The sequence below is a fragment of the Bacillus cereus group sp. BceL220 genome (assembly GCF_051776965.1).
Taxonomy (GTDB): Bacteria; Bacillota; Bacilli; order Bacillales; family Bacillaceae_G; genus Bacillus_A; species Bacillus_A cereus.
In genome coordinates this window covers 540,587-553,051 of the sequence record NZ_JBPWBC010000002.1, presented here as the reverse complement: position 1 = coordinate 553,051, position 12,465 = coordinate 540,587, and the positions used below count along the sequence as shown (strand labels likewise).

Below are 12,465 nucleotides of genomic sequence, written 5' to 3'. Positions count from 1 at the left end.
TATGTTCCTCCTTACATGTCAACATGTAATCTATATATAATAAGGAGACCTATATTTTATGAGTGAAATTATTTTTAAAACGCTTTCATTTATTTATTAACTTGTATCCATATCACATACATTTTTATATAACAGAGCTCCTTGCGCCCTTAATCATTAATAACTTTACATGATAGTTCATTAAATATTCTATACCCTCTAGCCATTTTTTCGATTCTTCTGGCGTTTTCCCCCACACAATCATGCCGTAATTATGAACAAGAACTACTCCTCCACCTTCAATGAAATTCGGAACATTACTTTCTAATAAATCAGCGAATTTTTTTTCATCTTCTACAATTGGAATTGTCATTTCTGTTATACCTTCTTTTCCGAAAACACGCTCCACACTGCGTTTATCGAACGTTACTTCTCCTTCTTCTCCATATAACTCTGATATTAAATGACTATCTACAGTCTGCACTTGTAAAATACATCCTGCACTACTTTTTTTATAAATATCTGCATGCATAAATGACTCTGCAGCTGGTTTTTCTTCATTTTCAAATACTGACTCGCACATGCAATTTACGACAATAAAATCTTCTTCCGAAAATAGCCCTTTATCTCTTCCCTCAACATTTACTAAGAATGTTAACGGCTCTTTTGACGTACATAGCGATAAACTAATTTTGGTACCATAAAACCAATCACGAAGTGCCAATTCAGATTTCACATCTTTCAATTCATTCCATTTCTTCAGAAAAAATAACATTTCGTCACCCCCGGCATAATATTCATATAAGTTTCGAATCCTTTCTATGTAAAAGGAATATTTTTTGATTATTCTAAAAATTTAATTGAATTATCACATGAGAACGCTTTTTTGTCAATATAGTTTCGTGGTTCTTCTTTAAAATAGGCTATTCATATGTCTATACTCCTATCTATTTCCTATTTCATTTTGCACATAAAAAAATACGCTATTCTTTAATTAAAGAATAGCGTATTTTCCTCATTTTTTATCCCGCTATTTACCGGGCAGTAAGACCCCCACTGATTAAAGTTTCACTTTATTTCTTTATTGCATTATATAAAAACTGTGCGTATTGTTCACGTGTTACGAAATTATCTCCTAAAAAGTTCCCTTCCCCGTCACCTTTTGATATTTTATTATCTACTAAAGCTTTCACATATCCTTTCGCCCAATGGCCATTTGGTATATCTTTAAAGTTCTCTGCACTATTTTCATTTTCTTTTAACTGAAATACTCTTTGTAGTACTACTGACATTTCATATCGAGTTAATACTCCATCTGGACGGAATGTATCATTTCCATACCCTGTCATAATCCCAGCTTGAACTACTGCATCAATAGCCGTTTCATACATATTTCCTTTCGTATCTGTAAATGTCGTTTTTGGTTTTAGATTATTTTCTAATTTTAAGTACCTTTGTATTAGAAGTGCTACTTGTCCACGAGTAATGTTATCCCCAAATCCAAATTCACCATTTCCATAGCCTATAAATAACTTTTCTTTCGCTAAGTAATTAATTGCTTCTTCTGACCAATGTCCTTTTGGTACATCTTTAAATTCTACCACTTCTGTTTTCTCATCTTCTTTAGATGTATTACCGTCTTTACTTTCTACTACATTTTGAATAACAGATCCTGTAAAGAAGATTCCTGTATCCGCGAATGGATCTTTCACACCAAATTCATATACTTTCTCACCTGATGTACTCCATTTCACTACACCATTACTATACGTACCGTTATCGCTCTTCAGACGGATTTTCGTAGAAACCTCACCATCTTTTTCATATATAGGTACTTTTACTTCTTTATTTACTTCTGTTTCCTCTAAAAATACTTTTTGATTTTGGACATTAATATAAGCCGTCTTACTTAGTTCTATAACTGGTCGGACATCACGGATTTCATTTGCAACAAAACTTAGAAATACTAATTTTTTCAAATTGCTCACTGGTGATAAGTCTGAAATATAATTCGCTTCTAAATCAAGCTTTTGTAAGTTTACTAGACTTGTTAATGGCGTAATATCCTTTAACTCATTGTTAGGTAAGTGTAATTGTTTTAACTGTGTCATCTTACTTAGAGGAGTAACATCTTTTATTTCATTTTTCCCGATCCACAATTCTTCTAATTGCTTCATTTGCTCAATGCCGGATAAATCTTTAACTTTATTACGTGTTAATACTAAATCTGTTAAAGGTAATGAATATAACGCTTTAATATCTTCAATTTGATTACCTGCTAAAGTTAAGTATGTTACATTTTTCAAAGCGCTTAATGGAGCAACGTTCGTAATTTTATTATTTGCTAAATTCAAGTAATCTAGTTGTTCCATTTTCGCTAATGCTGTTACATCTTCTATTTGGTTGCCTGATAGATATAAACTTTTTACATTTTTCATTTCAGTTAGTGGTGCAACGTTTGTAATTTTATTATTACTTAAATCAAGAGATTCTAAATTATCCATCTTAACAAGTGGCGTTACATCTGCAAATTCATTACCACGCAAAGCTAAATGATTTAATTGCTTTAAGTTCGCAAAGAACGACGGGTCTTTTATCTTCGCATTCGCAACTGTTAAAGATTTTAAATTTGGCATATATTTTAATGCACTATAATCAAGTATCTCATTTGTATTTAAAAATAAATCCTTTACTTGTAATAACTCTTCTTTCGTAATTGGTGTATTTAAATCTTTTCTATTAAATACTTTTTTATTCACAAGTTCTCTTAATTTGTTATCTGTTATCATATTTTGATTATCAACTGGAGTATCCGTTTCCGTATTGCCTGAATTAGAGTTATCATCTGGTTTCTCTGTTTCTTTGTTACCTACAGTTGGATCTTTAATTTCAAATTGAACTTGATATTTGTGATCATATCCAATAGCTGGAATAAGTATATGCATTTGCATATTGTGCTTCTTCTCAAACTCGCCAATTTCAAATTGGACTACTTTCGTTCCGTTCTTCCTCTTATCTTCTGATAAAACCTTCACATCATGAAATACACCAGGCTGGTTTCTATCTTCTATTCTAAGATATTGAAAATAATCGCTATCTTGCATTGTTACAGTGACAATTTTTTTGCCAGCTGCAATCGTTACTTTAGGATCTTTTATATATTGAGAAACCATAGATGGCTCGTCTTTTTGGTCCTTATATATTTTAATTTCAGTATCATACGTGCGATCACTCGCTGCTGCTACCGATTGATTTGCTTCAACTTTTAATGCCGCTAATGCTGGAGTAGAATACGTAGCAAATGGAATTACTAATGTTGTCGCTACTACTAGCGCCTTCATATAATTTTTTTTCAAAATAATATCCCCTATCATATATAATTTTTATAATTGATAACCCTTATCAATTATCCACAAATAAATGATAATGAATCTCATTATCATTGTCAATGAGAATATTACATTAAATTTATATTTTTAAAGATAAAAAATAAAAAGCCCTTTATTCAAAGGGCTTTTTTACCTATCGTATGAAGAATTTCACTTTTTTCCTTCTCATTGATGACACCAATTTTTTGCAAAATATTCGCGTACAATACAAGTTTATTATATATTCGTTCTGACATGTTCTCCCTTCTTTCCTTCGACCAACTTTTTTTGTATTGGTAAATTATATGAAAGAGATGAGAAAATGTGTCCACTTTTTGCATAAATGCAAATCTTTTATTTTACGATTTGCAGACAATAAAACTCCCTCCTAAAAATTAGGCGGGAGTTTAGGTACTTTCACTTTATTTAACAAACTGTCCACTGAATATTATGCTTCATAAGTTCTTCTTCAAAACTATATGGCATTTTTTTATCACAAATTACATGTTGAATACGTGAAAATGCTGCTATACGATAATTCCCTTTCACGCCTACCTTCGTATGATCACATAAAATATATGTCTTCTCAGCTAATTTCATCATCGCCTCTGACAATTTCGCTTTCTCTAATTCAAAGCTGGAAACTCCAAAACTAGGTAATAACCCATCAATCGAAACGAACGCTTTATGAAAATGGAATTGCTGTATTACTTGCTGAGAAATAGACCCTGATACACGCGAATGCTTTGGAGATACTTTTCCACCTATAAATAAAACTTCACCGTGAAACATCTTTTTATTAATAGAAGAAATTAATTGTGTTGCGACTGGAAATGAACTTGTTACAATCGTTAAGTTTTTACGATGAACAAGGTATGGAACCATTTGAAGCGGTGTACTTCCATCATCAATTGCAATGACATCACCATCTTCTACAAATGTCGCTGCTTTATAACCAATTCTTTTCTTCTCTTCTATATGTAACATTTCTCTTTCTAACATCGGTGCCTCTACCCCAGCGCCTGGAAGTTGAACAGCTCCACCATACACTTTTTTCAGCTTCTTTTCACGATCTAATTCTTCTAAATAACGACGAATCGTTTCTGTTGATACAGCAAATTCTCTCGCTAATTCTGAAACCTTTACTTTCCCTTTAAATTCTACCTTTTCAAGAATGGTTCGCTTTCTTTCTTCTCCTACTACAGACATAGCTTCACCTCATTTATATCTCCCTCATAAACTTTCTTACTTATACAAAGTTATAATTTTCTTTGTAAGTAGAAACTTCTTCATGAATATGAATACCGCGCTTTGCTAGCTCATCAAAAATTAATTGTGGATTTTCAAAAGCTTCTTCAGGCGTAACAACACCCACCCTATTTACATTTCCATTTGCAATTAACTCTGCGGCAATCCCAAATGGAATACCGACGTTTCTCGTATACGCTCTTAATTTTTCCCATCCTACAACAGAACCATCAGATAACGGATGTGTATGATATAACACATGTCTTTGCTTCTCATTATTTTTCATACCTATTACTTCTACATGAAGTGCATAACCATAAAGCTCTGTTTCTTGTCCTTCTTTCGATTGCAATAAATACTGCGAAATACAATCCATAATGCCTATTTCTTTCCCGTTTATTTCAATCTGATCATTACGCAATATGCCGTAATCATATAAAGCACGTACAAGTTGCATATTTTGCTTTGGCCAAGTTCCTCTCGTCTCTATCAGTTTGACACCTTTATTTTCTAGTGCCTTTGCTAACGTAATCGTTTCAGAATGCGGAATGATATACTGCGTTTCCTTACCATAAGGCGCTGGCAATTCTATTTCTCTCGGACGCGCAAACGGAAGTACTTGTTTAAATTCACCATCTTCATACACTGTACGCGATGGTAAATGTGGATCATATTCATATGTCGTTGTCTCTGTAATTGAAGCAGAAAAAGCAATCGGACGATACGAACCGTGACTTACGCGGACAGACTCTACAGTATCCAGTTGATTTGCTGCATGCATTGCCATCATTTGCGTTACACCTGGCGTCATGCCAAACCCAGGCAAACATGTTTTTTCATTTTGAACAAATATAGCATGCGATTCATTTTCTTCACCAAATCCATTTAAGTTCACACCGTGGCAGCCTGCTTCTGCAATACAGCGAGTCGACAATCCGTTTAGCTTTATCGTCGTACCGTCCAATACAATGTCATAACCTTTCATTTTTGCAACCGTATCCTCGTGATTCGTTACATCTACTTTTACAAAATCAACACGAGAATCGTTGAGCCATTCTACTACTTTACGGCCTTCTTCCTCGTTAAAATCGGCTACAGTAATCGTCTCAAAAGATGAAAATTGAACTAAATCCAAAATAGCTTCACGACAAATTTTACCTGCTCCCCCTAAACAAAATACTTTCACCCAATAACAGCTCCTTTAGCAATACTATCAACTAAGCGATTAATATCTTCTTCATGTACATCACCTATATTTCCAATCCGGAACGTATCTACTTTCGAAATTTTCCCAGGGTAAATAACAAATCCATAGCATTTTAATTCGTTATATAACTGTTGAAACTCGAACTCCCCTTTTGGATAAATGAAAGATGTAATAATAGGAGATTGATATTTCTCATCTACTAGTGGCTTAAATCCGATTTCTCCCATTCTATTCACTAGTAGTTTTTGATTGTTGTAATATCGATTGTAACGCGCTCTTACTCCACCCTCTTTTTCTAGTTCAAGTAGTGCTTGATAAAAAGCATGTACAACATGTGTAGGTGAAGTAAAACGCCATTTCCCATTTTGTTTTTCCATCGTTTCCCATTGATCATATAAATCAAGAGATAAAGAGCGTCCTTGCCCTTTACACTTCAATAATTCATCACGTTTTGCGATTACAAATCCGAATCCAGGAACCCCTTGAATACACTTATTCGCACTACTAATTAAAAAATCAATTTGTAAATCAGCAATGTCTATTTCAATCCCGCCGAAACTACTCATCGCATCAACAATTGTAACCTTTCCATACTGCTTTCCTAATCTACATACATCTACAATTGGATTTATAATGCCTGTCGTTGTTTCACAATGAACAACTGCAATATGCGTAATCTCTTTATCTTCTTCCAATAACTTTTCTACTTCTACAATATTAGTAGGTTCCCACTCTTCTGTTTGGCTGACCACTACATCAATCTGTAACATCTCTGCCATTTGTACAATGCGCTTACCGTACGCACCATTTGTACAAACGAGAAGCTTCCCATTTCCCGGAATAACAGAGCCAATTACTGCTTCAACTGAAAACGTACCGCTTCCTTGCATTAACACTGTTGTATATTTCTCTTCTTCCTTCGTCGCTAACGATACAAGTTTAGCTCTTACTTCTTGCACCATCGTATTATATTCAACATCCCACGTACACCAATCGTATAGCATAACTTCTTTTACTGATTTTGTTGTCGTTAATGGTCCTGGTGTTAATAATAAGTAGTGATTTTCATTCATGATCCCGTACCCCTTTTATGAAATAATAAGTTCTTGTTTCTCGATATGTTCCATTACGTTTTCGAGCTCCTGCATCGTTTCAATCGTAAAATGAGCCCCATTTTCAACAAACCGATTACGAACTATTTCTATTTTTTCACGAAGCTCTACCGAATCCATACTCTCCACTTCCTCTTCCGTTAAACCGAGCTCACTACTTCCAAGAATTACACCAACTGTCCACATTCCAGCATTTCTACCTTCTTTCATATCTGATACTGTGTCCCCTACTTTTATCATATGGTTCATCGGATACACACCAAGTTCCATAGCATTTTTATAGCACATCCATGGGTATGGGCGGCCTGCTGGAACATCATCTGGCGTAACAAGAAAATCAGGTTTATATCCTTGTAACGCTGCTTCCTTTGCTACAATATCCATCATTTCTCTCGTATAACCAGTTGTTGAACCGATTTTAATGCCTCTCTCACGTAAAGAAGCGATTACTTCTTTTACCCCATCAATCGGCTTAGCATAACTTGGCAAAATAGAAAAGAGAATTTCTTCAAACTCTTCATACATCTCATGAATGTCTGCTTCTGTTGGTAAGTGACCAAAGACACGCTTCCACTCATCCGCAATACGAGGCATTTCTGTTAGTGCCCTTACATGATCTATTTTTAATAATCCCATTGGCTTACGTGCTTCTTCTGCTGTAATTTCAACGCCGCGTTTATGAAAAATCTTCATGAATACTTCTAGTGGTGCAAAACATCCGTAATCAACCGTCGTGCCTGCCCAATCAAAAATAACTGCTTCAATTTTCATTCTGTCCATCACCCTTCTTACTTATCTTTTTTGCCATTGTGAAGTTCGGTTACGAAGTGCTTTCGTTCCCCATTCATATACAACTCTCACTACAATATTTGTAACAACAATAAGTACACTCATTGCAGCTGCTGGCGCTACATTTCCTGCATCATCCATATTTACGATTGATACGGCAGCTAGTTTAAAATCAGCTGCATATAGGAACACAACTGCCGATACAGTTACCATTGAATTTACGAAGTAGTACATTACCATTTCTAAAATTGCTGGTAAACACATTGGTACTGTTACTCGGAAGAATGTTTTATAAAACGGAATACCCATCGACTGCGAAACAAGCTCAAACTCTCGGTCTAATTTCTTTAAGGCAGTCGTTGCCGTGACAAATGTTACAGAATAAAAATGAATGATATTTACTAGTACTAATACAGCGATTGTTCCGTATAAAGAATGAAACGGATTCGTTACTGATAGTCCAAGAATTTGAATCGTTGGTTGACTAAAGAAAAAGACATATCCTAATCCGAGTACTAAACCTGGTATCGCTAACGGCACTATAGAGAAAAAGTAACCTGTTTTTCTAAAAAATTGTAGCTGGTCTATTTTCTCAATTGCATATGCGAATACAAATGTTAAGATCGCCCCAATAACTGCTGTAACTGCTGAAACAATTACGCTATTTTTAAATGCTTCAAGTCCATCTCCTGTTAAACTTGAAAAATTAAAATGCTCAAATGTAAAACTCATATTATATGGCCATACTTTCACACTTGCAGCAATACCAACTGCAACAAATAATAGAATGATCATAAGGGTAATCACACTACAATATATGAATGAGATTACATCTCTTTTCTTATTAGCTATTATTCTGTATGGTACTGCTTTTGAAGATAAGAAATTCGCCTGCTTTCTTTGCGTAATACGATCAACTACAAATGCGAATATAGCTGGGATTAATAAAATCATTCCGACAGTTGCACCCATCGGCATATTTTGCTGTCCAATTACTTGTTTGTATACGTCAGTAGCAAGCACATTATATTGCCCACCAACAATTTTTGGTGCCCCAAAATCAGTAAAACTAAGTGTAAACACAACAAACATTGCACTAATTAATCCGTACTTTACACTAGGTAAAGTAACCGTGAAAAATTGCTTTGTTTTACTGGCTCCTAACATATTAGAAGCTTCATATAAACGATAATCAGATCCTTGAAAGGCAATTAGCAATATGAGAAAGGCTTGCGGAAATGTATACATAACTTCAGCTATTACAATTCCTACTGGTCCATATAAAGGGATTTGTATACCTTCAAATAAACCAAACATTCCTTTCGTTACTAGCCCTTGATTACCAAATAAATATGTAAGTGCTATACCGTGCATCATCGTTGGTGCAAACAATGGTAATAACGCTACATACTGAAATACGCGCTTTCCAAAAACATTCGTACGGGCAATTGCATATGCGTAAACGAATGCGATTGCAACTGAAATAATTGTTGTTGCGCCCGAAATCCATACTGTATTTTGTAAAGACTGCACTAAAGTTGGTGTTGTGAAATATTTACTGAAATTCGCTAAACCAATGAAAACTCCATCTTTATTATAAAAAGCTTGTGTAAATAGTTGTAATAGCGGTAATACAAGTATGATAAGGAAGGAAAGAATCATACCGATAATTACGAGCCTTTGGATCCATTCCTCTTTCCCTATACTTCTCTTAATCTTTTTTTTCGTACTTTCTACCTTATAGTTTTCTAACATCTCCATCTATACAATGACCTTCTTTCCATATGACAACATATGATTTTCTGAGAAAGAGATTTGAATCGGCTTTCCTTTTCTAATAGCCGTTGCTTCTACTTCTGATGCTAATATATCCACTACAATTTTCTCATTATAAAGGTGTGTGTTTTCTTCTACGACTCGCACTTCCGTCCGATATACAGATCCGCGAAATTCCATACTTTCCACAACTGTTTTAATACCGTCCTTTTGTACAATTGTTACATGTTCAGGACGAATTGCATGTTCTTCGTTATTTTTCGAAAAGAAATTAATAGAACCAATAAAATCTGCCACAAACGGATTGGCTGGTCTTTGATAAATCTCCTCTGGTGTTCCAATCTGCATAATTTCCGCATGATTCATTACAACAATTTTATCAGCCATCGTTAATGCCTCTTCTTGATCATGCGTTACCATAATCGTCGTTATTCCTATTTTCTCTTGCAAATCACGCATTTCCCTACGTAATTTTTCACGCACTTTTGCATCTAAAGCTGATAACGGCTCATCGAGTAACAAAATATCTGGAGACAGAGCGAGCGCACGTGCAAGTGCTACTCGCTGCTGTTGTCCACCAGACATTTGAGCAGGATATTTATCTTTTACATTCAGCAAATCTACAAGTTTTAACGCATCTAGCGCTTTCTCTTTCACTTCTGCTTTCCCATATTTTTTTGTCTTTAAGCCGTATTCAATATTTTCAAGTGCTGTTAAATTCGGAAATAAAGCATACGATTGGAAAACCATTCCGAAGTTTCTCTTCCCAGGAGGCAATGCTGTAATATCTTTTCCATTCACAGCTATACTGCCAGTCGTTGGTTCCTCTAGTCCCGCTAAAATGCGAAGCAACGTCGTTTTCCCACAGCCACTCGGGCCTAATAAACAAACAAACTCATTTTTGTTCACAGTAAAAGAAATATCTTTTAACGCTGTAAATGCATCAAACTGTTTTTGAATGTGTTGAATTGATAAATATTCGCTCATTTTTCTCTCTCCCACTCACTTACTTTTTCGGTTCTGCTTTTTGGCCAAACTCTTTTTCCCATTTTTCTAAAATTTTGTCACGATTTTCTGCTGCCCATTTAAAGTCATTCTTTTTATATAATTTTTCAGTAACATCTTTCGGGAATCCCTCTGGAAGTTTATAATCATTTTTAATTGTCGCAAATCCATTTTTCTCAAAGTATAACTTCATTACATCATCAGTAATTGCCCAATCTAAAAATGCTTGTGCTAATTTATCATTTTTCGCATTATCTTTCTTAATAAGTGCGTTCGCTTCTACTTCCCACCCTAATCCTTCTTTCGGCAGTACAACTTCAACTGGTGCACCTTTTTGTTTCTCTTTTAAAGCACTATAAACCATTGATACACCGACTGGATATTCACCTGCTCCTGCTAATTTCGCTGGTTTTGATCCTGAATGCGTATAACTTGCCATATTATCATGAAGTTTCTTCATGTAATCCCAGCCTTTATCTTCACCCATGATTTGTAGCCATGCAGAAACTGTTAAAAATCCTGTTCCAGATGATGCTGGATGTGGCATAACAAGTGTTCCTTTATACTCTGGTTTCGTTAAATCTTCATATGATTCTGGCATCGGTAAATTTTTCTTCTTTAACTCTTCTTTATTTACAGCAATCCCCGTCATAAATGCAGTATTTCCTACCCATTTTTCAGGTTGCTTATCATCTTTAAATTGTGGAAGAACACGATCTGCTCCTTTTGGAGAGTATCCTTTTAACATATCTTTTTTATCTAAAGCTAATAGACTTGATGCCGCAGTTCCCCATACAACATCTGCTTGTGTATTTTTCCCTTCAGCTAGCAATTTCGCAGTAATAACTCCTGTTGAATCACGTACAATGTTCAATTTCACATCAGGATATTTCTTTTTAAAGGAATCAAGATAAATTGGTACAAGCTCTTCTTCAATTGCTGTGTAAACAGTTAATGATCCAGATAATTTGTCATCTTTCACTTTCGCTCCAGCACTTTCTTCCTTCTTTGCACCACACCCCATTAATAACGAAAATACCATTCCAGTCGCTACAGCTTTAAAGATTGTTTTTTTCACTGTTTCTCTCTCCTTTTACAAATCTTATGTACAACTCAAATATAAACAACTAGTGTAAAAGCAGTATTAAACCAACATTAATCTTTTGTTTGTTGTTTGTTTTTGTGTAATACGTTGCTACTTCTATGTTTTTTCGCATTTTTCTGCTAATAGAAAACACTAAATTTACAAATAATTAAAAAAACCTTTATAATCCCACAAAAAAATGAGGCGTTTGTAAAAAACGCCTCATTTTTGTTTCCCTTTTTTTGAATTACGATTAGCATACTTTGCGCTATTTTCTCCTTCATACTCTAATGCAAATTCTGCATCTGGTAAGCTTTCTTTCGGAGTTTTATTATTATTGATTGCCGCATTTTGTTTCACTTTTCTTTTTACCAATACATTCACCTGCTCTCAAGAAATCACTTTCTACTCTAGTTTGAAACAACTTAAAATAATTATTACTGGCAAGTGTTAACAAGTACATAAGGGGCGTTAGATGGAAATACTACATATGAAGAAATCATTATAAAAAGGAGCGATAATTTTGAAGAAAAAAGAAAAGATTCAATCACCAATTTTAGACGAAACGCTCCCGCATCAAATGAATTTTCCATCTTTTAAAGGAACAGGAAAAACGATGCAACAACCTTTTGTGAATCAATATAATGTTGTAATTGGAGACAGTAAATATAATTCCGAGAACAGTCCGCTTAACAATTGGAGTGATGAAGTAGATCCTGCCATTATGGCTGGCGATGAGTGGATCCATCCGACAAATGATATTGGGTGGATTTCAGAAGAAAATCAAGAGTTACTAAAAAACGAAGTGGATAATAAAAATGAAGCTTTTATGCATCCACAATTTGGCATTAACGACTAAAAAACCATTCTACCTAACGTAGGTAGAATGGTTTCATA

Annotated in this window: 11 protein-coding genes; 1 reads left to right on the top strand and 10 read right to left on the bottom strand. The window is 34.7% G+C overall.

Annotated features, from left to right (window positions below; all coding sequences use genetic code 11):
* Positions 1–124: 124 nt before the first annotated feature.
* From ACS2FK_RS07700 to ACS2FK_RS07655, 10 genes are all read right to left on the bottom strand, one after another.
* Positions 125–754 carry a class II aldolase/adducin family protein gene (locus tag ACS2FK_RS07700; RefSeq protein ID WP_053564937.1) on the bottom strand — a complete coding sequence of 210 codons (630 nt, stop codon included), beginning with the start codon at positions 752–754 and terminating at the stop codon, positions 125–127.
* Positions 755–1,052: 298 nt separating this feature from the next.
* Positions 1,053–3,353: an NEAT domain-containing leucine-rich repeat protein gene (locus ACS2FK_RS07695; protein ID WP_063546910.1), complete on the bottom strand. Its 2,301-nt coding sequence runs from the start codon at positions 3,351–3,353 to the stop codon at positions 1,053–1,055.
* Positions 3,354–3,773: 420 nt separating this feature from the next.
* Entirely contained in the window at positions 3,774–4,556 is a 783-nt protein-coding gene (locus ACS2FK_RS07690) for a DeoR/GlpR family DNA-binding transcription regulator (protein ID WP_000117666.1), read from the bottom strand.
* Between the two features lie 40 nt (positions 4,557–4,596).
* Positions 4,597–5,781: a saccharopine dehydrogenase family protein gene (locus ACS2FK_RS07685; RefSeq protein ID WP_000862169.1), complete on the bottom strand. Its 1,185-nt coding sequence runs from the start codon at positions 5,779–5,781 to the stop codon at positions 4,597–4,599.
* Positions 5,778–6,875, bottom strand: coding sequence for a 2-aminoethylphosphonate--pyruvate transaminase (phnW, locus tag ACS2FK_RS07680; protein ID WP_063546909.1), 1,098 nt, complete (start codon positions 6,873–6,875; stop codon positions 5,778–5,780). The genes ACS2FK_RS07685 and phnW overlap by 4 nt, the downstream gene beginning before the upstream one ends.
* A gap of 15 nt (positions 6,876–6,890) precedes the next feature.
* Positions 6,891–7,685: a phosphonoacetaldehyde hydrolase gene (gene phnX / locus ACS2FK_RS07675; RefSeq protein ID WP_063546908.1), complete on the bottom strand. Its 795-nt coding sequence runs from the start codon at positions 7,683–7,685 to the stop codon at positions 6,891–6,893.
* Positions 7,686–7,706: 21 nt separating this feature from the next.
* Entirely contained in the window at positions 7,707–9,464 is a 1,758-nt protein-coding gene (locus tag ACS2FK_RS07670) for a putative 2-aminoethylphosphonate ABC transporter permease subunit (protein WP_000425530.1), read from the bottom strand.
* The gene (locus ACS2FK_RS07665; RefSeq protein ID WP_000006196.1) at positions 9,465–10,466 is read right to left on the bottom strand and encodes a putative 2-aminoethylphosphonate ABC transporter ATP-binding protein; all 1,002 of its coding nucleotides are present in this window, start codon (positions 10,464–10,466) and stop codon (positions 9,465–9,467) included.
* A gap of 19 nt (positions 10,467–10,485) precedes the next feature.
* Complete coding sequence (locus ACS2FK_RS07660) at positions 10,486–11,562, bottom strand: putative 2-aminoethylphosphonate ABC transporter substrate-binding protein (RefSeq protein ID WP_000750893.1); 1,077 nt, start codon at positions 11,560–11,562, stop codon at positions 10,486–10,488.
* Positions 11,563–11,790: 228 nt separating this feature from the next.
* The gene (locus tag ACS2FK_RS07655) at positions 11,791–11,943 is read right to left on the bottom strand and encodes a hypothetical protein (protein ID WP_000240799.1); all 153 of its coding nucleotides are present in this window, start codon (positions 11,941–11,943) and stop codon (positions 11,791–11,793) included.
* A gap of 148 nt (positions 11,944–12,091) precedes the next feature.
* Between ACS2FK_RS07655 and ACS2FK_RS07650 the strand changes: the two genes are divergently transcribed.
* Complete coding sequence (locus tag ACS2FK_RS07650; protein WP_000726028.1) at positions 12,092–12,427, top strand: DUF3905 domain-containing protein; 336 nt, start codon at positions 12,092–12,094, stop codon at positions 12,425–12,427.
* Positions 12,428–12,465: the final 38 nt, after the last annotated feature.

What these genes read in the sequence shown, in the direction of transcription:
- phnX (WP_063546908.1), bottom strand. Translation starts at nt 7,685, where the DNA reads ATGAAAATTGAAGCAGTTATTTTTGATTGGGCAGGCACGACGGTTGAT.
- ACS2FK_RS07690 (WP_000117666.1), bottom strand. Translation starts at nt 4,556, where the DNA reads ATGTCTGTAGTAGGAGAAGAAAGAAAGCGAACCATTCTTGAAAAGGTA.
- ACS2FK_RS07695 (WP_063546910.1), bottom strand. Translation starts at nt 3,353, where the DNA reads ATGATAGGGGATATTATTTTGAAAAAAAATTATATGAAGGCGCTAGTA.
- ACS2FK_RS07670 (WP_000425530.1), bottom strand. Translation starts at nt 9,464, where the DNA reads ATGGAGATGTTAGAAAACTATAAGGTAGAAAGTACGAAAAAAAAGATT.
- phnW (WP_063546909.1), bottom strand. Translation starts at nt 6,875, where the DNA reads ATGAATGAAAATCACTACTTATTATTAACACCAGGACCATTAACGACA.
- ACS2FK_RS07700 (WP_053564937.1), bottom strand. Translation starts at nt 754, where the DNA reads ATGTTATTTTTTCTGAAGAAATGGAATGAATTGAAAGATGTGAAATCT.
- ACS2FK_RS07665 (WP_000006196.1), bottom strand. Translation starts at nt 10,466, where the DNA reads ATGAGCGAATATTTATCAATTCAACACATTCAAAAACAGTTTGATGCA.